Annotated in this window: 22 protein-coding genes and 3 tRNA genes; 5 read left to right on the forward strand and 20 right to left on the reverse strand. The window is 72.7% G+C overall.

The annotated features are described in order from the left end of the window. Positions 1–66: 66 nt before the first annotated feature. Positions 67–699 carry an NAD(P)-dependent oxidoreductase gene (locus IE316_RS21965; protein WP_190206136.1) on the forward strand — a complete coding sequence of 211 codons (633 nt, stop codon included), beginning with the start codon at positions 67–69 and terminating at the stop codon, positions 697–699. 40 nt (positions 700–739) lie between these two features. Here the strand turns inward: IE316_RS21965 and IE316_RS21970 are convergent, their stop codons facing one another. The 6 genes from IE316_RS21970 to IE316_RS21995 form a co-directional block, all read right to left on the reverse strand. After that, positions 740–1,795 carry a UDP-N-acetylmuramate dehydrogenase gene (locus IE316_RS21970; RefSeq protein ID WP_190206137.1) on the reverse strand — a complete coding sequence of 352 codons (1,056 nt, stop codon included), beginning with the start codon at positions 1,793–1,795 and terminating at the stop codon, positions 740–742. Between the two features lie 291 nt (positions 1,796–2,086). Beyond that, entirely contained in the window at positions 2,087–2,515 is a 429-nt protein-coding gene (locus IE316_RS21975) for a MaoC family dehydratase (protein WP_190206184.1), read from the reverse strand. An 8-nt stretch (positions 2,516–2,523) separates the two neighbouring features. Continuing rightward, positions 2,524–2,976 carry a MaoC family dehydratase N-terminal domain-containing protein gene (locus IE316_RS21980; protein WP_190206138.1) on the reverse strand — a complete coding sequence of 151 codons (453 nt, stop codon included), beginning with the start codon at positions 2,974–2,976 and terminating at the stop codon, positions 2,524–2,526. A gap of 96 nt (positions 2,977–3,072) precedes the next feature. Next, a complete protein-coding gene (gene rpmG / locus IE316_RS21985) occupies positions 3,073–3,237 on the reverse strand; it encodes a 50S ribosomal protein L33 (protein ID WP_003948671.1) in 165 nt (54 codons plus the stop codon). A gap of 88 nt (positions 3,238–3,325) precedes the next feature. Then, a tRNA-Met gene (locus tag IE316_RS21990) sits at positions 3,326–3,398 on the reverse strand. Between the two features lie 46 nt (positions 3,399–3,444). Then, positions 3,445–3,517 (reverse strand) — tRNA-Thr (locus IE316_RS21995). A gap of 224 nt (positions 3,518–3,741) precedes the next feature. Between IE316_RS21995 and IE316_RS22000 the strand changes: the two genes are divergently transcribed. Further along, positions 3,742–5,001 carry an amidohydrolase family protein gene (locus IE316_RS22000; protein WP_190206139.1) on the forward strand — a complete coding sequence of 420 codons (1,260 nt, stop codon included), beginning with the start codon at positions 3,742–3,744 and terminating at the stop codon, positions 4,999–5,001. Between the two features lie 71 nt (positions 5,002–5,072). Then, positions 5,073–5,729 (forward strand): NAD(P)H-binding protein, encoded by a 657-nt coding sequence (locus IE316_RS22005; RefSeq protein ID WP_190206140.1) that lies wholly within the window; start codon positions 5,073–5,075, stop codon positions 5,727–5,729. 105 nt (positions 5,730–5,834) lie between these two features. Here the strand turns inward: IE316_RS22005 and IE316_RS22010 are convergent, their stop codons facing one another. Then, positions 5,835–6,047: a hypothetical protein gene (locus IE316_RS22010; RefSeq protein ID WP_190206141.1), complete on the reverse strand. Its 213-nt coding sequence runs from the start codon at positions 6,045–6,047 to the stop codon at positions 5,835–5,837. A gap of 113 nt (positions 6,048–6,160) precedes the next feature. After that, positions 6,161–6,294, reverse strand: a tRNA-Phe gene (locus IE316_RS22015). Positions 6,295–6,440: 146 nt separating this feature from the next. Between IE316_RS22015 and IE316_RS22020 the strand changes: the two genes are divergently transcribed. Next, positions 6,441–6,929, forward strand: coding sequence for a YajQ family cyclic di-GMP-binding protein (locus IE316_RS22020; protein ID WP_190206142.1), 489 nt, complete (start codon positions 6,441–6,443; stop codon positions 6,927–6,929). A 134-nt stretch (positions 6,930–7,063) separates the two neighbouring features. Beyond that, positions 7,064–8,335, forward strand: a complete 1,272-nt coding sequence (locus IE316_RS22025; RefSeq protein WP_190206143.1) for an APC family permease — start codon at positions 7,064–7,066, stop codon at positions 8,333–8,335. 224 nt (positions 8,336–8,559) lie between these two features. On the opposite strand, the gene IE316_RS22030 is transcribed toward IE316_RS22025, so the two are convergent. The 12 genes from IE316_RS22030 to IE316_RS22085 all read right to left on the reverse strand — a co-directional run bounded on the left by IE316_RS22030 (position 8,560) and on the right by IE316_RS22085 (position 20,357). Further along, positions 8,560–8,952 (reverse strand): YccF domain-containing protein, encoded by a 393-nt coding sequence (locus tag IE316_RS22030; protein WP_190206144.1) that lies wholly within the window; start codon positions 8,950–8,952, stop codon positions 8,560–8,562. Then, positions 8,949–9,812 carry a zinc metalloprotease HtpX gene (gene htpX / locus IE316_RS22035; RefSeq protein ID WP_190206145.1) on the reverse strand — a complete coding sequence of 288 codons (864 nt, stop codon included), beginning with the start codon at positions 9,810–9,812 and terminating at the stop codon, positions 8,949–8,951. Before htpX ends, IE316_RS22030 begins: the two co-directional genes overlap by 4 nt. Positions 9,813–10,075: 263 nt before the next feature. Next, positions 10,076–11,602, reverse strand: a complete 1,527-nt coding sequence (locus IE316_RS22040; protein ID WP_190206146.1) for an NADH-quinone oxidoreductase subunit N — start codon at positions 11,600–11,602, stop codon at positions 10,076–10,078. Beyond that, positions 11,599–13,173 carry a complex I subunit 4 family protein gene (locus IE316_RS22045; RefSeq protein ID WP_190206147.1) on the reverse strand — a complete coding sequence of 525 codons (1,575 nt, stop codon included), beginning with the start codon at positions 13,171–13,173 and terminating at the stop codon, positions 11,599–11,601. Before IE316_RS22045 ends, IE316_RS22040 begins: the two co-directional genes overlap by 4 nt. 6 nt (positions 13,174–13,179) lie before the next feature. Next, positions 13,180–15,174, reverse strand: a complete 1,995-nt coding sequence (locus IE316_RS22050; RefSeq protein ID WP_190206148.1) for an NADH-quinone oxidoreductase subunit 5 family protein — start codon at positions 15,172–15,174, stop codon at positions 13,180–13,182. Further along, a complete protein-coding gene (gene nuoK / locus IE316_RS22055) occupies positions 15,171–15,620 on the reverse strand; it encodes an NADH-quinone oxidoreductase subunit NuoK (protein ID WP_190206149.1) in 450 nt (149 codons plus the stop codon). The genes IE316_RS22050 and nuoK overlap by 4 nt, the downstream gene beginning before the upstream one ends. Beyond that, complete coding sequence (locus IE316_RS22060) at positions 15,620–16,426, reverse strand: NADH-quinone oxidoreductase subunit J family protein (protein WP_229910508.1); 807 nt, start codon at positions 16,424–16,426, stop codon at positions 15,620–15,622. The genes nuoK and IE316_RS22060 overlap by 1 nt, the downstream gene beginning before the upstream one ends. Beyond that, positions 16,423–17,148 (reverse strand): NuoI/complex I 23 kDa subunit family protein, encoded by a 726-nt coding sequence (locus tag IE316_RS22065; RefSeq protein ID WP_190206150.1) that lies wholly within the window; start codon positions 17,146–17,148, stop codon positions 16,423–16,425. The genes IE316_RS22060 and IE316_RS22065 overlap by 4 nt, the downstream gene beginning before the upstream one ends. Then, complete coding sequence (locus IE316_RS22070) at positions 17,148–18,116, reverse strand: complex I subunit 1/NuoH family protein (RefSeq protein ID WP_190206151.1); 969 nt, start codon at positions 18,114–18,116, stop codon at positions 17,148–17,150. Before IE316_RS22070 ends, IE316_RS22065 begins: the two co-directional genes overlap by 1 nt. Then, positions 18,113–19,345 carry an NADH-quinone oxidoreductase subunit C gene (locus IE316_RS22075; protein ID WP_190206152.1) on the reverse strand — a complete coding sequence of 411 codons (1,233 nt, stop codon included), beginning with the start codon at positions 19,343–19,345 and terminating at the stop codon, positions 18,113–18,115. Before IE316_RS22075 ends, IE316_RS22070 begins: the two co-directional genes overlap by 4 nt. Further along, the gene (locus IE316_RS22080) at positions 19,342–19,950 is read right to left on the reverse strand and encodes an NADH-quinone oxidoreductase subunit B (RefSeq protein WP_190206153.1); all 609 of its coding nucleotides are present in this window, start codon (positions 19,948–19,950) and stop codon (positions 19,342–19,344) included. The genes IE316_RS22075 and IE316_RS22080 overlap by 4 nt, the downstream gene beginning before the upstream one ends. Beyond that, entirely contained in the window at positions 19,941–20,357 is a 417-nt protein-coding gene (locus IE316_RS22085; protein WP_190206154.1) for an NADH-quinone oxidoreductase subunit A, read from the reverse strand. The genes IE316_RS22080 and IE316_RS22085 overlap by 10 nt, the downstream gene beginning before the upstream one ends. Positions 20,358–20,526 lie beyond the last annotated feature (169 nt).

The following is a 20,526-nucleotide window of genomic DNA, read 5'->3' on the forward strand; positions in this document are numbered from 1 at the left end:
GCTCACCCTAGAGGAACACCCGGTGAGTAAACACTCACCCACCTTCTGCGGAATCCGGGGTACGCCATGAAGCTGACCGTTTTCGGAGCCACCGGCGGAGTGGGCCGGCAGCTCGTCCGGCAGGCGCTGGACGCCGGACACCGGGTCACGGCGGTCGTCCGCGACCCCGCCCGGCTCCCGGTGACCGGCGGGGCCCTGGAGGTGGTCCGCGCCGATCTGACCGACCCGGAGGCGCTCCGGCCGGCGGTGGCGGGCCGGGACGCGGTGCTGTCCGGGCTCGGCGCCCGCCGCCGCAAGGACGCCGGTGTCGCCACCCGGCTGACCCGTACGGTGCTGGCGGCGATGGCGGCGGAGGGCGTACGGCGCCTGGTGGTCGTCAGCGCCGCGCCGCTGGGACCGGTACCGGAGGGAGAGGGTGCGCTGGACCGGGGCCTGCGCACGCTGGTCTCGGCGGTGCTCCGGGACGTCTACGCCGACCTGCGGGAGATGGAGGCGGCCCTGGCCCGCAGCGGCACCGACTGGACGGTGGTCCGGCCGCCCCGGCTCCAGGACAAGCCGCTCACCGGCCGCTACCGCACGGTCGTCGGCGGCACCCCGGCCAAGGGGCACTTCCTGAGCCGCGCCGACACGGCCCACGCGATGCTCGCGGCCCTGGGCGACCCGCGGACGGTGGGGCAGGGGGTGGGGGTGGCGTACTGAGGGACGGGAACGGCGGGTGGCGACCGCCGGCTCGGAGCCCTCAGAGGCTGACGCCCACCGTCACCGGTTCGTTGACCAGCGTGATGCCGAAGGCGGCGCGGACGCCGGTGACGACCTCGCGGGCCAGGGCGAGGAGGTCTTCGGTGGTCGCCTCGCCGCGGTTGGTGAGCGCGAGGGTGTGCTTGGTGGAGATCCGGGCGGGGCCGGTGCCGTACCCCTTGGTGAAGCCGGCCTGGTCGATCAGCCAGGCCGCGGAGGTCTTGGTGCGGCCCTCCCCCGCCGGGTAGGCGGGCGGCTCCGCGCCGTCGCCGAGTCTCTCCCGCACCCGGGCGCGGAAGGCGGCGAACTCCGCGTCGGTGAGGATCGGGTTGGTGAAGAACGATCCGGCCGACCAGGTGTCGTGGTCCTCGGGGTCCAGAACCATGCCCTTGCCGGCCCGCAGCTTCAGCACGGTCTCGCGGGCGTCGGCCAGCGGCACCCGGTCGCCGGGCTCGACGCCGAGGGCGCGGGCCGTCTCGGCGTAGCGGAGCGGCGCGGACAGCCCGCCGGCGTCCTCCAGGACGAAGCGGACGCGCAGCACGACGTACCGCTCGGGGTGGGCCTTGAAGAAGCTGTGGCGGTAGGAGAACGCGCACTGCTCGTTCGTCAGTACGACCGTCTCGCGGGCGGTGCGGTCGTAGGCGACGACCTCGGAGATCGTGGTGGAGACCTCCTGGCCGTACGCCCCCACGTTCTGGATCGGGGTGGCGCCCGCGGAGCCGGGGATGCCGGCCAGACACTCGATGCCGGCGAGTCCGGCCTCGACCGTGCGGGCGACGGCGTCGGTCCAGATCTCCCCGGCCGCCAGCTCCAGCGTGGTGCCGTCCAGGGAGAGGCCGCGGGTGGCGATGTGCAGGGCGGTCCCGTCGAAACCCTTGTCGCCGATCACCAGGTTGGAGCCGCCGCCGATGAGCAGCAGGGGCGTACCGCTGTCGTCGGCCTCGCGGACGGCGGCGATCACCTCGGCGTCGGTGGTCGCCGTGAGCAGCCGGGTCGCGGGGCCGCCCAGCCGGAAGGTGGTGAGCGGGGCGAGGGGGGCGTCGTGGAGTTCCTGCACGCGCTCAAGACTACGAGACGGCACTGACAGCGCCGCCGGGCGGAGGGCCCCGGCGGCGCGCTGTCGGGTGGGTGGGTGAGGTACCTCGGGTCAGTGGGACGACGGCGGCCGAGGACCTCGGGCCGGGCGCACGACGGCCCGGGATCTGGGGCCAGGCGCACGACGGCCGAGGACCTCACGCCAGGCGGACGGCCGCCGAGGACCTGGGGCCAGGCGCACGACGGCCGAGGACCTCACGCCAGGCGGATGGCCGCCGAGGGCCTCGGGCGAGGCGCACGACGGCCGAGGACTTCAGGCGAGGCGGACGACGGCCCGGGACATGCCGAGGACCTTCTGGCCGGCGCTCGTCGCGGTGAGGTCGACGCGGACCTTGTTGTCGTCGAGCTTGGCGGCGACCTTGCCGCTGACCTCGATCAGGGCGCCCTGGTCGTCGTCGGGGACGACGACGGGCTTGGTGAAGCGGACGCCGTACTCGACGATCGCGCCGGGGTCGCCGGCCCAGTCGGTGACGACCCGGGCGGCCTCGGCCATGGTGAACATGCCGTGCGCGATGACGTCGGGCAGGCCGACGTCCTTGGCGAACCGCTCGTTCCAGTGGATCGGGTTGAAGTCGCCGGAGGCGCCCGCGTACCGCACCAGGGTGGCGCGGTCCACGGGGAAGGTCTGTGCGGGCAGCTCGGTGCCGACCTCGACGTCGGTGTAGGAGATCTTCGCCGTCATGGGGGTGCTCACGCCTCCTCGGCCGCGCGGGCGACCAGCTTCGTCCAGGCGGTCACGACGTGCTCGCCGGCCTCGTCGTGGACCTCGCCGCGGATGTCCAGGATGTCGTTGCCCGCGAGGGACTTGACGCCCTCGATGGTCGAGGTGACGGTGAGCCGGTCGCCGGCCCGCACGGGGCGGGTGTACGCGAACTTCTGGTCGCCGTGCACCACCCGGCTGTAGTCCAGGCCGAGCTGGGGGTCCTGGACGACCTGCCCGGCCGCCTTGAACGTGATGGAGAACACGAACGTCGGCGGTGCGATCACGTCCGGGTGACCGAGCGCCTTGGCCGCCTCCGCGTCCGTGTACGCGGGATTGGGGTCGCCCACCGCCTCCGCGAACTCCCGGATCTTCTCCCGGCCCACTTCGTAGGGCGCGGTGGGCGGATAGGTCCGCCCCACGAAGGACTGGTCGAGCGCCATGGGCTCGGCACCTCCTGCTGGTCTCTGCGATCGTTGCCGGTCAAACGACGCGAGGCCGCCCCCAGTTCCGGGGACGGCCTCGTGTACGAGCCTGATTTATCGCGTTTCGCGGTGCGCGGTGTGCGCATTGCAACGCGGGCAGTGCTTCTTCATCTCAAGACGGTCCGGGTTGTTACGCCGGTTCTTCTTGGTGATGTAGTTCCGCTCCTTGCACTCCACGCAGGCCAGCGTGATCTTCGGGCGGACGTCGGTGGCAGCCACGTGAGTGCTCCTTGACGAACGGGTTGACTTGATTAACGCATAAAGAGTAGCCGACCGAAGGACCGACCCCGCAATCGGCTACTGTGAGTAGCGGTGACCGGACTTGAACCGGTGACACAGCGATTATGAGCCGCTTGCTCTACCGACTGAGCTACACCGCTGCGATGCGATCGGACCCCGCCTTGCGACGGGAACCGTTCACACCAGAGCCCCAAAACGGAATCGAACCGTTGACCTTCTCCTTACCATGGAGACGCTCTGCCGACTGAGCTATTGGGGCGAGCGATGAAGACATTACACGGTCGCCCGCCGTTCGCCCAAATCCGTTCCGCAGTCCCCGCCCCGACCCTTCCCTGGGGTCCCGCGGCCCCCTCCCGCACCGGTGGCCACGCCGGTACGACTATTGCGCTCCTCCGCCGTCCCGGCTGATCACCGTCCTAGGCTCGACTCACTCTGCGTGATCTTGCGTCCCCCACTGCGCAGTCCCGAGCCCAGAGGAGCGCGATGCCCGACAGCCGACCGCGGCAGCCGTCCCACTCGTCCTCCCCGTCGGGGCCGGCCGGGGGCGGGTCGCTCCTGCTGGCCGGCGCGCGGCTCACCGACGGCCGCACCGTGGACGTACGGCTGTGCGGGGGCCGTATCGAGGCCGTCGGCACGGCGGGCAGCCTGGTGGCGGGCGGGGCGCCCGGCACCGGCACGCGCGTGGACCTCACCGGCTACCTGCTGCTGCCCGCCCCCGCCGAACCGCACGCCCACACCGACACCGCCCTGACCGCCGACGCGGGCGGGCCGGTCTCCTACGCGCCGCCGGACGTGCAGCGCCGGGCCACCGAGGCGGCGCTGCACGTCCTGGGGCACGGCGCCACCGCGCTGCGCACCCACGTGCGCGTGGGCGACGTCCAGGGGCTCGGCGCGCTGACCGCCGTACTGCGGGCGGGGCGGTCGCTGCGCGGGCTGGCGGAGCTGACGACGGTGGCGGTGCCCAGGGTGCTGACCGGGACGGCCGGGGCCGAGGGGCTGGCGGTGCTGCGGGACGCGCTGAAGATGGGCGCCTCGGTGGTGGGCGGGTGCCCGGACCTCGATCCCGACCCCATGGGGTACGTGGAGGCGGTCCTGGAGGTCGCCGCCGAGCACGGCTGCCCGGTCGACCTGCACACGGACGCCGCCGATCCGGTCCGGCTGGCCCGGCTGGCGGCGATGGCGGGCGGGCTGCGCCCGGGGGTGACGCTGGGGCCGTGCGGCGGCCTGGGCAGGCTGCCGGCGGAGGTGGCCGCGCGGACGGCCGACCTGCTCGCGGCGGCCGGGGTGACGGTGGTGTGCCTGCCGCAGGGCGGCTGCGGCGCCGCCGACCGCGACGGGACGGCTCCGGTACGGCTGCTGCGCTCGGCCGGCGTCCGGGTGGCGGCCGGCAGCGGTGCCCTGCGCGATGTGTCCAACCCGGTGGGCCGCGGCGACCCCTTGGAGGCGGCCTACCTGCTGGCCTCGCGGCACGGGCTGCGGCCGGAGGAGGCGTACGAGGCGGTCAGCTCGTCGGCGCGGGCGGCGCTGGGGCTGCCCGAGGTGCGGGTGGAGGCCGGTTTCCCGGCGGAGCTGCTCGCGGTGCGCGGGGAGGGGCTGGCGGGGGCGCTCTCGCTGGCGTACAGCCGTGTGGTGGTGCACGGGGGGCGTGTGGTGGCACGCACCAGCGCGGTACGGGAGTACGGCGACTTCACGGCCACCAACGAGCTGGGCCTGCCCCGCCAGGGACGCGGCGGACCGCCCTGACCCGGGCGGGGCCGCGCGGCCCGGCCGGACCCGTGCGGCGGAGGCGGCCGTCGGGGCGTACGGTCGAAGACATGCGCATTGTCATCGCTGGTGGTCATGGTCAGATCGCGCTGAAGCTGGAGCGGCTGCTCGCCCGGCGCGGGGACGAGGTGGCGGGCATCATCCGCAAGGCCGAGCAGGCCGACGATCTGCGCGAGGCCGGTGCCGAACCGGTCGTGCTGGACCTGGAGTCGGCCTCCGTCGAGCAGGTCGCGGACGCGCTGCGGGGCGCGGACGCGGCGGTCTTCGCGGCGGGCGCGGGCCCGGGCAGCGGCGCGGCCCGCAAGGACACGGTGGACAAGGCGGCGGCGGTCCTGTTCGCGGACGCCGCGGTCCGGGCGGGCGTACGCCGGTTCCTGATCGTGTCGTCGATGGCCGCCGACCCCGCTCACCAGGGCGACGAGATCTTCGACGTCTATCTGCGCGCCAAGGGCGAGGCGGACGCGTACGTACGTTCGCTGGACGCGCTGGACTGGACGATCCTGCGCCCGGGCGCCCTGACCGACGACCCGGGGACCGGGCTGGTCCGCCTGGAGGCCCACACCGGCCGGGGCCCGGTGCCGCGCGAGGACGTGGCGACCGTCCTGGCGGAGCTGCTGGACACCCCGGCCACGGCCGGCCTCACCCTGGAACTGATCAGCGGCTCCACCCCGGCGTCGGTGGCCGTGAAGTCGATCGCCGGCGGCTGAGGGGCTGAGCGGCTACTGGTCGGCTGCGGGGTCGCGTGGCTGCGGGTCGGAACGAACTTCGGTCAGCCGCCGCTCGGCCACCGGTCGGCCGCCGCTCGGCCGTGCTCAGAACAGCGGCAACTGCCCCGGGAACTCGGGCACGACGTACCCGTCCAACGACGGCTGGGCCGCCCCCAGTTGCGCCGCCCGCCGGGATCCCGGGCAGGAGACCAGTTCCCCGCTCTCCCGGGCCCCGGGCGGATCGTGCCGTGCGTACCGTCCGGCGACGACAGCGATCTCGCGACGGCACTCGGGACAGAGACGACGACGGGAGGCCATACCCCCAGTCTGCCGCACCCCGCTTCCGGCGCCCCCGGCCCGCACGCCCCAGGCGCACGAAAAGACCCCCTCCGTCCCGCGTTTCCGCGGATCGGAGGGGGTCTTCCCCAGTGTGGCGGCGCCAGGATTCGAACCTGGGAAGGCTGAGCCACACCGCCGGGGTTCGCTGCCCCATCGAACCGCTTTTCGGCGGTGCTCCGTGGCAACGACGTAAACAATACCCGATGGGGAGGGGTGCTTCGCCACCCGATTGATCTGCGCCGGGAGCGCGGCGGGTGGCTAGGCTTGTCCGGATGCGGTCCGGGCTCTCGCCCGGTTCGGCGGCCGTCCACGTATGCCGGTACGGGCCCGACACGCACCTGACACGCACCCAGATACAAGGAGCCACAGGACATGGCCGACTCCAGTTTCGACATCGTCTCGAAGGTCGAGCGGCAGGAGGTCGACAACGCCCTCAACCAGGCCGCCAAGGAGATCTCCCAGCGCTACGACTTCAAGGGCGTGGGTGCCTCGATCTCGTGGTCCGGTGACAAGATCCTGATGGAGGCGAACTCCGAGGACCGGGTCAAGGCCATCCTCGACGTCTTCCAGTCCAAGCTGATCAAGCGGGGCATCTCGCTGAAGTCCCTGGACGCGGGTGAGCCGCAGCTCTCCGGCAAGGAGTACAAGATCTTCGCGTCGATCGAGGAGGGCATCTCCCAAGAGAACGCGAAGAAGGTGGCGAAGATCATCCGTGACGAGGGCCCGAAGGGCGTGAAGGCCCAGGTGCAGGGTGACGAGCTGCGGGTCTCCTCCAAGAGCCGCGACGACCTCCAGACCGTGATCGCCCTGCTCAAGGGCAAGGACTTCGACTTCGCGCTGCAGTTCGTGAACTACCGGTGACCCCCTGTCCGCTGCCGCCGGTCTGGCGGTAGCGGACACGGGAAGGGGTGGGTGCCCCGCCGGTGCCCGCCCCTTCGCGCCTGCCGGCCGTGGTGCTCAGTCCGGTGGTTGCGCCGGTCAGTAAGGTGCGGGACATGACACCTGCGGCTTCGGACCTGCGGCGCACCCTGGGTGTGGGCGACGCCGTGGTGATCGGGCTCGGTTCGATGATCGGGGCCGGGATCTTCGCCGCCCTGGCGCCCGCGGCCCGCGCGGCGGGGTCGGGACTGCTGTTCGGGCTGGCGGTCGCGGCCGTGGTCGCCTATTGCAACGCCACCTCCTCGGCTCGGCTGGCCGCTCGGTATCCGGCCTCCGGCGGCACGTACGTCTACGGGCGCGAGCGGCTCGGGGAGTTCTGGGGTCATCTGGCGGGCTGGTCGTTCGTGGTGGGCAAGACGGCCTCCTGTGCGGCGATGGCGCTCACCGTGGGCGCTTATGTGTGGCCTGGGCAGGCGCACGCCGTGGCGGTCGCGGCCGTGGTGGCGCTGACCGCGGTGAACTACGGCGGCGTCCAGAAGTCCGCGTGGGCGACGCGGCTGATCGTGGCGGTGGTCCTGGCTGTCCTCGCTTCCGTGGTCGTCGTGTCGCTCACCTCCGGCCGGTCCGCCGCGGGGCACCTGGACGTGGGGGCGTCCGAGGGTGTCGGTGGTGTGCTCCAGGCCGGTGGTCTGCTGTTCTTCGCGTTCGCCGGGTACGCGCGCATCGCCACGCTCGGCGAGGAGGTGCGGGACCCGGCGCGCACCATTCCCCGCGCGATCCCCCTGGCCCTGGGCATCACGCTGGTCGTGTACGTGTGTGTCGCGGTGGCGGTCCTCTCCGTGCTGGGGTCGGCGGAACTCGGGCGGGCGACGGCGCCGCTGGCCGACGCCGTCCGCGCGGCCGGTGTGCCGGGGCTGGCGCCGGTGGTGCGGGTGGGCGCCGCCGTGGCCGCGCTGGGCTCGCTGCTGGCGTTGATCCTGGGTGTGTCACGGACGACGCTGGCCATGGCCCGCGACCGTCATCTGCCCAGGGCGCTGGCCGCGGTGCATCCGCGGTACCGGGTGCCGCATCGGGCGGAGCTGGCCGTGGGCGCGGCGGTCGCTGTCCTGGCCGCCACGGTGGATGTGCGGGGTGCTGTCGGGTTCTCCTCCTTCGGTGTGCTGGCGTACTACGCGGTGGCCAACGCCTCGGCGTGGACGCTCGACTCCGCTCCGGCCTCGCGGGTGGTGCCGGGGGTGGGGTTGGTCGGGTGCCTGCTGCTGGCGTTCGCCCTGCCGGTGACGTCGGTGGCCGTGGGCGCGGGGGTGCTGGTGCTGGGCGCGGTCGTGTACGGGGTGCGGGTGCGGGTGCGGGGACGGCGTCTTCGGCGGCGTACAGGCGCGTCCTAGGTGTGTCGGGGCCGCGGTGCGGCGGGCCTGTGCCGTCGGCGGACCGTGCCCGGAGGCGCGGGTCTAATGGGTAGGTATGCGGGTCCCCGGCGTGGTTCCGGTCGGTGTGTGGGTGTTCGCGGTCATGGGGTCATCCTGCCGGGTGCCACTGACATCCGCTGCGGCCTGTGGACAACTCGGGGGCTGTGGACAACGCCGTCACCCGGAGGCGGCGCTGCGGCTGCTCAGCGGGCCGTGAACGGCTGGTCGGTGCGGACGATGTCGCGGCCGAGCGGGAGCAGTGAGACCGGGATCAGCTTGAAGTTGGCGATGCCGAGCGGGATGCCGATGATCGTGACGCACAGGGCAATGCCGGTGACGATGTGGCCGAGGGCCAGCCACCAGCCCGCGAGGATCAGCCAGAGCACGTTGCCGACGCAGGACGGGGCACCGGCGTCGCGGCGCTCGACCGTGGTGCGTCCGAAGGGCCACAGGGCATAGCCGCCGATGCGGAAGGCCGCGATGCCGAACGGGATGCCGATGACGGTGACGCAGAGCAGCACGCCCGCGAGCAGATAGCCCAGGAACAGCCAGAAGCCGCTGAGCACGAGCCATATGACGTTCAGGATGGTCTTCACTGGTAGCGACCTGCCATCTTTTCCAGTCGGGCGATACGGTCCGCCATCGGTGGATGGGTGGAGAACATCTTCGAGAGGCCCTGACCGGGACGGAACGGGTTGGCGATCATCATGTGGCTGGCCGTCTCGATACGGGGCTCCGGAGGCAGCGGAAGCTGCTTGGTGCCCAGCTCCAGCTTGCGCAGGGCGCTGGCGAGGGCGAGCGGGTCGCCGGTGAGCTGGGAGCCGGAGGCGTCGGCCTCGTACTCCCGGGAGCGGCTGATGGCCAACTGGATCAGGGTGGCGGCGAGCGGGCCGAGGAGCATGATCAGCAGCATGCCGAAGAGGCCGGGGCCGTCGTCGTCGTCGGAGCGGCCGACCGGGATCAGCCAGGCGAAGTTGACCAGGAACATGATCACGGAGGCGAGAGCGCCGGCGACCGAGGAGATGAGGATGTCGCGGTTGTAGACGTGGCTCAGCTCGTGGCCGATGACGCCGCGCAGTTCGCGCTCGTCGAGCAGGCGCAGGATGCCGTCGGTGCAGCAGACCGCGGCGTTGCGCGGGTTGCGTCCGGTCGCGAAGGCGTTCGGGGCCTCCGTCGGTGAGATGTAGAGGCGGGGCATGGGCTGGCGGGCCTGGGTGGAGAGGTCGCGGACCATGCGGTACAGCCCGGGGGCCTCGAACTCGCTCACCGGGCGGGCGCGCATCGCGCGGAGCGCCAGCTTGTCGCTGTTCCAGTACGCGTACGCGTTCGTGCCCAGGGCCACGAGGACGGCGACGACGAGACCGGCCCGGCCGAAGAAGCTGCCGATGACGATGATGAGCGCGGACAGTCCCCCGAGGAGTACTGCGGTCCTGAGCCCGTTGTGCCGGCGGTGCACGGTACGCCCTCCAAGTGGTGCAGCAGGGGAACCCTTTGCTTGCTGGTCCGCTCGCGGTGGTTGCTTCCCGGTCTGTCGATGCCACCGGTGCTGTGATGCCACGTCCAGTGGACCCTCCCGTACTGGTCAACGCCAGGCGACGGCCACCAGTTCCCCGGTGGGTACGGCGGCGCGCCGGGCGGTCCGGGTGCCCGGCACGGCGTACGGCACACGCGCGTGGCGGCCGGACGCCCCACGCGCGTGCGGTCGGGGACGGGCTCGGCTCAGAAGAGGCCGGTGTCGGCGAAGCGCAGGACGAGCTGGGGGGCTCCGGAGAGGGCGACGGCCAGGACCGCGGTCACGGCGATCGCGGCGGTGAGCGGGACGGGCGCCGGGTGCCTGCGGGGCTCGCCCTCGGGCGCGGCGCGGAACAGCAGAGCCGTCCACTGGAGGTAGTAGTACAGCGCGACGACGACGTTGACGGCCATGATCACGGCGAGCCAGCCGAGGCCGGCGTCGACGGCCGCCGAGAAGACGGTGACCTTGGCGAACAGGCCGATGATGCCCGGGGGCAGTCCGGCCAGGCAGAGCAGGAAGAACGCCAGGAGCAGCGCGGTCAGGGGGCGGGAGGCGTACAGGCCCCGGTAGTCGGAGAGGCGGTTGCGGGGCTTGGTGCGGCCGACCAGGGCGGCCACCGCGAAGGCGCCGAGGTTCACGGCGGCGTACATGAGGGCGTAGGCGACGGTGGAGCCGATGGACCGCTCCGGGTCGTCGGAGTACGCGGCGGCGGCGATCGGCACCAGGAGGTAGCCCGCCTGTCCGACGGACGACCAGGCGAGCAGGCGTACCGCGCTGTACGCGCGCGTGGCGCGTTGCCGCAGGGCTCCGGCGTTGCCGGCCGTCATGGTGAGCGCGGCCAGTGCCGCGAGGGCCGGTCCCCACACGTCGGCGTAGGACGGGAGGGCGACGACGGTGACGAGGATGAGGCCGGAGAAGCCGACCGCCTTGCCGACGACGGACAGGTAGGCGGCGATCGGCAGCGGGGCGCCGACGTAGGTGTCGGGGACCCAGAAGTGGAAGGGCACGGCGGCCGTCTTGAAGGCGAAGCCGACGAGGGTGAGGACGACGCCGGTGTGGACGAGGGTGGTGAGCTGCCCGTCGACGTCCTGGACGCGGTCGGCGATCCTGTTGAGGTACAGGGTGCCGGTGGAGGCGTACACGAAGCTGATGCCCATGAGGCTGACCGCGGTCGCGGTGACCGAGGACAGGAAGAACTTCAGGGCGGCTTCGGAGGAGCGCCGGTCGCCGTGCCGCAGGCCGACCAGGGCGAAGGCGGGCAGGGAGGCGACCTCCAGGGCGACGATGAGGGTCGCCAGGTCGCGGGAGGCGGGCAGCAGGGCGGCGCCGGCCGCGGAGGACAGCAGCAGGAACCAGTACTCGCCCTCCGGCAGTCCCCGGTCGGCGTCCTTCAGGGCGGTGACCGACAGCAAGGCGGCCACCAGTGCCCCGCCGAGCACCAGGAACTGGATGACCAGGGTGAACGGGTCGGCGACGTAACTGCACGCGTGCGTGTCGCCGGTCAGGCAGAAGGTGGCGCGGTCGCCGTCCAGCAGAGGCAGCAGCAGGAGCAGGGCGGCGGCGAGGCCGGCGACCGAGGCCCAGCCGAGCAGCGCTTTGCGGCGCCCGCCGACGAAGAGGTCGGCGACGAGGACGGCGAGGCCGACGACCGCCGCGACGGTGGGCGGGGCGACGGCGAGCCAGTCGACGGACTGGACCAGCGACGCGGCCAGGGGCTGGGCCAAGGCGCTCATCGGGGGCCTCCTGCGAGGAGCTGCTGCACGGCCGGGTCGGTCAGGCCGAGGAGTGCCTTCGGCCACAGCCCGGCGACGACGGTGAGGGCGACGAGCGGGGTCCAGGCCGCGAACTCGTAGCGGCGGACGTCGGGGAGGTGCGGGGTGTCCTCGCCGGTGGCGCCCATGCAGACGCGGCGGACCACGATCAGCATGTACGCGGCGGTCAGCAGGGTGCCGAACGCGGCGACGGCCATGAAGGTGAGGAAGGCGGGGCGGCTGAGGCCGGTGCCCGGGTCGAAGGCGCCGAACAGGGCCAGCATCTCGCCCCAGAATCCGGCGAGGCCGGGCAGGCCCAGGGAGGCGATCGCGCCGAAGGCGAGCAGGCCGCCCAGGCGCGGTGCCCTGCCGTAGAGGGCGGCGCCGGTCCGCTGGGCGAGGGTGTCGAGGTCGGTGCTGCCGGTGCGGTCCTTCAGCGCGCCGACCAGGAAGAAGAGCAGGCCGGTGATGAGGCCGTGGGCGATGTTGGCGAACAGGGCGCCGTTGACGCCGGTCGGGGTCATGGTCGCGATGCCGAGCAGGACGAAGCCCATGTGGCCGACGGAGGAGTAGGCGATGAGGCGCTTGAGGTCGCCCTTCGCGCCCCGTCTGGCCAGCGCGAGGCAGGCCAGGGACCCGTAGATGATGCCGACGACGGCGAACGCGGCGAGGTAGGGCGCGAAGGTGCGGAACCCGTCGGGAGCGATCGGCAGAAGAATACGGACGAATCCGTACGTACCCATCTTCAGCAGGACACCGGCCAGCAGGACCGAGCCGACGGTCGGCGCGGCGGTGTGGGCGTCGGGCAGCCAACTGTGCAGCGGCCACATCGGGGTCTTGACCGCGAGTCCGATCCCGACCGCCAGAACCGCGATGACCTGCACGGATGTGGTCAGCGACCGGCCGTTGTCAGTGGCGAGTGCCATCATGTCGAATGTGCCCGCCCTGAGACCGATCAGGAGCAGGCCGAGCAGCATGACCACGCTGCCGAGCAGTGTGTAGAGGATGAATTTCCAGGCGGCCTCGGCCCGGCCCTCGCCGCCCCAGCGGGCGATGAGGAAGTACATCGGGACGAGGACCATCTCGAAGGCGAGGAAGAACAGCAGCAGGTCGAGGACGGCGAAGCTGGCGAGGGTGCCGGACTCGAGCACGAGCAGCAGTGCGACGAAGGCCGTCGGGGTCGGCCCCGGGGGCGTCTTGAAGTACGTGTAGAGCGCGCAGAGGAAGGTCAGCAGCGCGGTCAGGACCAGGAGGGGGAGGGAGATGCCGTCGATGCCGAGGTGGATGCGCACGTCGAGCGCGGGGATCCACCTGATGTCCGTCGTGGCCTGCATCCTCGACGGGTGGTCGTGGTCGAAGCCGAGCGCGAGGACGATCGCGGCGATGAGGACGGCACCGGTGACGGTGACGCCGTGCCGCAGCACGGCCTGCTCCGGTGACTTCCCCTTCAGCCCGGGCGGCGCGGGCAGGAGAGCGGCGGCGGCCCCGAGCAGCGGGCCGACGACGACGAATGCCAGAAGGAACTGCATCACGGACTCGTTGATATCGATCACGCCTGCTCACGCTCCCGTGGCGACGAGGACGGCGGCGACCGCGAGGACGACGGTGCCGGCGAGCAGCGCGCTCACATAGGTCTGCACATTGCCGGTCTGGGCGCGGCGCACGGCGGCGCCCAGCAGGCGGGGAAGGGTGCCCGCGCCGCGTACGTAGGTCTCGACGACCTCGCGGTCCAGGAACCGTACGAGGCTCGCGCCGGCCCGGACCGGGCGGACGAAGAGGGCCGTGTAGACGGCGTCCAGGCGGAAGCCGACGGCTGCGTGCCGGTGCAGCGGACCGAGCAGGAGCCGTCCGGGGTCGGCCGGGTCGGGTGCCTGGGCCACGTCTCCGTAGGCGGGCCGGTGGCTGGCGATGGCCTCGGCCTCGACGCTCCCCGCGTCGCCCTCCGGGTGGGCCGCGACCGCGCCCAGGGGGACCTGGTCCGCGCGTGCGGTGGTGTGCCGCCAGGCGCCGTAGGTGACGATGCCGCCGATCAGGGCCACCCCCGTGCCGAGCACGGAGGTGGTGAGCGTCGGGGTCAGGGCCCGGCCGTCGAACCAGTCGGGGAGCAGGCGGAAGGCGAGCCCGCCGAAGGCGAGGGACGGGATCGCCAGGACCCACAGCACGGCGTTCATGGCGACCGGCTGCCTGCCGTGGTCGGGGGCGTCGGTGCCGTGGCCGCGGAAGGCCAGCAGCCACAGCCGTGTCGCGTACGCGGCGGTGAGGAGGGCGGTGAGCAGACCGGCGAGCAGCACGGTCCAGCCGGCGGCGACGGGGCTGTGCTCGGTGTGGCCGCCGACCACGTGCTCGGCGGCGCCGAGGACGGCCTCCTTGGAGAAGAAGCCGCTGAACGGCGGGATCGCGGCGAGCGCGAGCAGCGCCACGGTCATCGTCCAGTAGGCGTCCGGGACGCGGTCGCGGAGGTTCCGCATCCGGGACATGGCGGCGAGCGAGTTGGTGCCGGCGGCGTGGATGATCACGCCGGCGGCGAGGAACAGCAGCGCCTTGAAGGCGCCGTGCGCGAGGAGGTGGAAGACGGCGGCACCGCGGTCGGCGACGGCCAGGGCGCCGGTCATGTAGCCGAGCTGGCCGATCGTCGAGTAGGCGAGGACGCGTTTGATGTCGTCCTGGGCGAGCGCGGCGAGCGCCGAGCCGATCATCGTGACCGCGGCCATGACGGCCAGCACCACCATCGCGGCCCGTGAAGCCTCGAACACCGGAAGGAGCCGGGCGATGAAGTAGACACCGGCGGCGACCATCGTCGCGGCGTGGATCAGCGCGGAGACGGGGGTGGGGCCCGCCATCGCGTCGGGGAGCCAGGTGTGCAGCGGGAACTGCGCCGACTTGCCCGCCACGCCGGCCAGGAGCAGCAGGGCGATCAGCGTGGGGTGGTCCAGGCCGCCGCTCGCGACGGTGCCGAGGACCCGGGTGATGCGGAACGACCCGGCGTCGGAGGCCAGCGCCAGCAGACCGATCAGGAAGGGGACATCGCCGAGCTTGGTGACGAGGAACGCCTTGAGGGAGGCGGCGCGCGCCTCGGGGGTCTCCCAGTAGTGGCCGACCAGGAAGTAGGAGCAGATGCCCATGATCTCCCAGCCGACCAGCAGCACCATCAGGTCGCCGGAGTAGACGACGAGGAGCATGGCGGAGGTGAAGAGGGAGACGAGAGCGGCGTAGGAGGGGTAGCGCGGGTCGTCGCGCAGATAGCCCGTCGAGTAGATCTGCACACAGGTGGCGACCACGGCGACCAGTACGGCGACGAGGGCGGCGAAACCGTCGATGTGCAGGGCGAGCTCGATGGGGACCGAGCCGGTGGGCGTCAGTTCGGTGGTGGCGTCGAGCGCCCGGCCGCCGCCCTGGCGCGCGGCGACCACCACGGCGAGGACGGACGCGGCGAGGGTCGGCACGACGGCCAGCGGGCGGACGAAGCCGGGTGCCGTGCGGCCCAGGAGAAGGCCGGCGGCGGCGCCCAGGAACGGGAGGAGGGGGACGAGGACGGCGAGGGTGGTGGTGCTCACGTGGTGGCCTCAGCCTTCTCGGCCTGCCCGGGCCGCTCGGCCGCGCGGGCGTCGCGGTCGGGGCCGTCGTCGGAGTCGTCGGGGTCGTCCGGGTCGAGGCCGTCGTGGTCGGGGTCCTCGGGTCCGGGGCGTTCGGCGGTGTCGCGGAGCCGGTCGATGTCCGCGGTGCCGCGGTTGCGGTGGACGGCGAGGACGATCGCCAGACCGATGCCGATCTCGGCGGCGGCGATGGCGATGGTGAACAGGGTCAGGGCCTGTCCGGAGTGCAGGGTCTCCTCGGCGGCCTTGCTGAGCCAGACGTCGAAGGCGACCAGGTTGAGGTTGACGGCGTTGAGCATCAGCTCGACGGACATCAGGACGAGGATCGCGTTGCGGCGGGCGAGGACGCCGTACAGGCCGGTGCAGAAGAGGAGGGCGGAGAGGGTGGCTGGATAGGCGAGGTGCATCAGCGGACACCGCCCTCGTCGGTGCGGGGGGCGGTGGGGCGGGGCTCGCCGGTACCGGCCTTGGCGGGACGGGCCTCGGCGGGCTCGGGCTCGGCGGGCCCGACCTCGCCGGTACGAGCCCTGGCCGACTCCGGCTCGGCTGCGGGGCGGGACTTGGCGGGTCCGGGCTTGGCTGGGGCTCCGGCGGTGGGGGCCTTGCCGGTGCTGGGGTCGGCGGTTGTGCCGGGGGTGGTCTTGCGGGACAGGACGATCGCGCCGACCAGGGCGGCGAGGAGGAGGACGGAGAGGGCCTCGAAGGGGAGGACCCAGTTCTGGAAGAGGCTCGCTCCGGTGACGGCGGTGGCGCCGGCGGCCGGGCCGTCCAGGTCGATCCAGGTGGTACGGAAGGCGTCGACGACCACCCAGACCAGGGCCGCCGCGGAGACGACGGCCACGGTGAGGGCGGCCCAGCGGTTGCCGGAGTCGGCGTCCGGGGAGCGGCCGATGGGGGCCCGCGTCAGCATCAGTCCGAACAGGAGGAGGACGACGACGGAACCGACGTAGATGAGGACCTGCACCCAGGCGATGAACTCGGCGGTGAGCAGGAGGTACTCGACGGCAAGTCCGCCGAGGGTCACCACGAGCCACAGGGCGGCGTGCACGAGCTGCCGGGTGGTGACGGTGACGAGCGCGGCGCCGAAGGTGACCAGGCCGACGAGGACGAAGGAGATCTCGACGCCGGTCGGGGAGAGGAAGCCGTGGGTCTCGGCGGCGGCCGAGGTGGTGACCTCCGCGGCGAGGCGGCCGGCGGTTGCGGAGAGGGTCATGCGTCGCCCTCCCGGTCCGGCCGGGGCTGGTCGGTCTGCTGCTTGGAGTCGCCCAGGGGACGGGTGGGCTGTTCGGCGGCGCGGGCCTGCTCGGTGGCGTGCGGCTCGGTGACCTCTGGCCTGGTGGCCTGCGCGTCGGTCACCTGCGGCTTGGCGGGCCGCGGTTCGGTGGCCTGTGGGCCGGTGGTCTGCGGCTCGGTGTGGGGGGTCAGTTTTTCGGCGGTGCGGCGGGCGGTGGTGAGTTCCTTGGGTTCTTCCGCGCCGGGGTCGAGGGCGGGTGGGGCCGGGACGGTCCACATCCACTCGCGGAGCTTGTCGCGTTCGTGGGTGAGGTCGCGGATGTCGGTCTCGGCGTACTCGAACTCCGGGGACCAGAACAGGGCGTCGAAAGGACAGACCTCGATACAGATACCGCAGTACATGCAGAGGGAGAAGTCGATGGCGAAGCGGTCGAGGACGTTGCGGCTGCGCTCGCGGCCGCCCGGGGTCGCCGCCGGGATCGTCTCCTTGTGGGAGTCGATGTAGATGCACCAGTCGGGGCACTCGCGGGCGCACAGCATGCAGACCGTGCAGTTCTCCTCGAACAGGCCGATGACGCCGCGGGTGCGGGGCGGGAGGTCGGGCTGGACGTCCGGGTACTGCTCGGTGACCGTCTTCTTCGTCATCGTGCGCAGGGTGACGGCCAGGCCCTTGGCGAGGCCGGAGCCGGGGACGGGGGCCATTAGGAGATCACCACCTTGACGATGCCGGTGAGGGCGATCTGGGCGAGGGCGAGGGGGACGAGGAGGGTCCAGGAGAGTTTCTGGAGCTGGTCCTCGCGGAGACGGGGGTAGGTCACGCGGAGCCAGATCACGATGAAGGCGAGGACGGCCGTCTTCAGCAGGGTCCACACCCAGCCGAGGCCGTCGGCGCCCCAGGGGCCGTGCCAGCCGCCCAGGAAGAGGACGGTGGTCAGGCCGCACAGGACGACGATCCCGGCGTACTCGGCGAGGAGGAACAGGGCGAAGCGCAGGCCGGTGTACTCGGTGTACGCGCCGAAGATGATCTCCGAGTCGGCGACCGGCATGTCGAAGGGCGGGCGCTGGAGTTCGGCGAGGCCGGCGACGAAGAAGACGATCGCGCCGACGATCTGCCAGGGCAGCCACCACCACTCGAAGGCGTCCAGGATGCCGGGGAGGGAGACGGTGCCGGCCGCCATGGCCACCGAGGCGGCGGCGAGCAGCATGGGCAGTTCGTAGGCGAGGAGCTGGGCGGCGGTGCGCAGGCCGCCGAGGAGGGAGAACTTGTTGGCGGAGGCCCAGCCGGCCATCAGCGAGCCGAGGACGCCGACGCCCATGACGGCGAGCACGAAGAAGATGCCCGCGTCCACGGCCTGACCGACCGCGCCCTCGCCGGGGCCGATCGGGATGGCGACCAGGACGAGGAGGTACGGCAGGAGGGCCACGGCGGGGGCGAGCTGGAAGATACGGCGGTCCGCGCCCGCGGGGACCACGTCCTCCTTCTGCGCGAACTTCACGCCGTCGGCGACGAGTTGGGCCCAGCCGTGGAAGCCGCCGGCGTACATCGGGCCGAGGCGGCCCTGCATGTGGGCCATCACCTTGTGCTCGGTCTGGCCGACGACGAGGGGGAACGCGAGGAAGACGACGAAGACGATCAGGAGGCGCAGGGTGACGTCGAGCACGTCGTTCACTGCGGGCCTCCTGGGCGGTTCTCGGGGTTCGGGTCTTCGGGGTTCGGGTTCTCGGGGTCTTGCGGGGGTTGACGGTCCTGCGCGGATTCGGGGCCCGGGGCCTGCGAGGCTTCGGAGCCCTGCGCGGATTCAGCGCCCTGCGGGTCCGGTCGTCGCTGTGTCTCGGGCTCGGGCTCGGATCCGGGCTCGGGCTCGGATCCGGGCTCCTCGAAGGCCGGGCGGGCGTGGTGCCAGGGGGCGTCCGGGCTGCGGGGAGGGACGGGGGTTGCGTTCTCGGCGTCGGGTGCGCTGGCGCCGGACGCGGTGCGCTGGCTCGCCGAGCCCTCGGAGGCGCTCCGGGCGCGACGCGGCCGCGCGGTACGGCCACCGGCCGCCCCGCCCGACTGACTCACCGACCCCTCCGCAGCCGAACGCGACCGACGCGGCGCCACCGGCGTCCCACCCGCCGCACCCGGCTCGCCCACCGCACCCGACGGACCCCCCGCCCCCGACTGACTCGCCGACCCCTCCGCCGCCGTGCGGCTACGGCGCACCGGGCGCTCCCCCGTGCCAGGAGCACCAGGAGCCTCACCCGGAACCGCGGTGCGGGGCGCGGCCCCGCGCGCGCCCCGGACCGCGCCGGCCGCCCGGCCCGCGCCCCGCGTGGGAGCCGCGGGGAGCTGGCCCTTCAGGGGACCCCACTCGTTGGGGTCGGGGACCCCCGGCGGGAGCATCTGGCGGCGGCGGGGAGCTGCCGCGCCCGCAGACTCGCCGGGTTCCTTCGCGCCGGGCCATGCCTTGGCGACGCGGGCGGCGAGGACGAAGTCCTTGCGCAGCGGGTGGCCCTCGAAGTTCTCCGGGAGGAGCAGGTGGTCCAGTCCCGGGTGGTTCTCGAAGCCGACGCCGAACATCTCGTGGGTCTCGCGCTCGTGCCAGGCCGCGCCCGCGTAGACGCCGACGGCGGAGGGCAGCACGGGCGCGTCGTGCGGAACCGTGGTGCGCAGCAGCAGCTTGCGGACCGGGGCGAGGGCCACCACGTGGGCGGCGACGCGGAAGCCGGTGCCGGGTTCGTCGACCGCGCTCAGCCAGTCGAAGTAGGTGCAGCCCAGTTGGTCGCGGGCGGTCTCCAGCGCGGTGAGCCAGGCGGCCGGGGGCACGTCCACGGTGAGGACCTCGTAGGACAGCTCGGCCGTGGCGTCGGGGCCGAAGAGTTCCCCGGCGTCGGCGGGCAGCCAGTCGGCCGCGGTCATCGGCCCTCGCCCTCCTCGGCGGTACCAGGCGCCGGGGGGCGCACCAGGTCGCTCTGGAGCGCGGCGGCCGACGGCCGGCCGGTGGTGCCGTACCGCTCCCCCAGCGACTCCCGGGCGATCTTCTCCTGGAGCTTGAGGATGCCCTGGAGCAGCGCCTCGGGCCGCGGCGGGCACCCCGGCACATAGACGTCGACGGGGATGATCTGGTCGACGCCCTTGGTGACGGAGTAGGAGTCCCAGTAGGGGCCGCCGCAGTTGGCGCAGGCGCCGAAGGAGATGACGTACTTCGGCTCGGGCATCTGCTCGTAGAGGCGCTTCACGGCCGGGGCCATCTTGTCGGTGACCGTGCCGGAGACCACCATCAGGTCGGCCTGGCGGGGGCCGGGCGCGAACGGGATGACGCCGAGCCGGATGAAGTCGTGGCGGGCCATCGACGCGGCGATGAACTCGATGGCGCAGCAGGCGAGGCCGAAGTTGAACACCCACAGCGAGTAGCGGCGGCCCCAGTTCAGGACGACCTTCATCGGCTCCGGCGCGAGGCGGGCCAGCGCGCCGAGCCGCTTGGGCTCCGGGAGCAGCACGGGTTCGGACGGGGTCACGTCCATGCCAGGACGCCCTTCTTGTATGCGTACAGCAGGCCCACGGCCAGGAAGCCGAGGAAGATGAACATCTCCACGAGGGTCGCCGCGCCGTAGCCGGGGGCGGCGAAGACCGTCGCCCAGGGGAAGAGGAAGATCGAGTCGACCGCGAAGATCACGTAGAGGAAGGCGTAGACGTAGTAGCGGACCTGGGTGTGGGCCCAGCCCTCGCCGACCGGGTCGACGCCGCACTCGTAGGTCAGGAGTTTCTCGGGGGTGGGGACCACGGGCCGCAGCAGGCGGCCGGCCCCGAAGGCCACGGCGACGAAGAGCACGCCGACGACGGCGAGCAGTCCGACCACCGAGTACGACGGGAAGTAGTCCGCCGCCGCCACGGAGGCCGCGGTGGCGGCGCCGACAGTCGGTTCCGGCACGTCCGTCCCTCGCTCCCTGTCCTGTCTGCCCTCTGACGCCTGACGCCTGACGTCCGACGTCTCACGTCCCACGCCTGACGTCCGACATCTCACGTTCCACGTCGTACGTCCACGTCTCACGTCGGTGTCCGCGCGACGATCTGTACGCACGGGAGTCTAGGGCCTGCTA

Source organism: Streptomyces fumanus (genome assembly GCF_014655295.1).
In the GTDB taxonomy this organism is placed as follows: Bacteria; Actinomycetota; Actinomycetes; order Streptomycetales; family Streptomycetaceae; genus Streptomyces; species Streptomyces fumanus.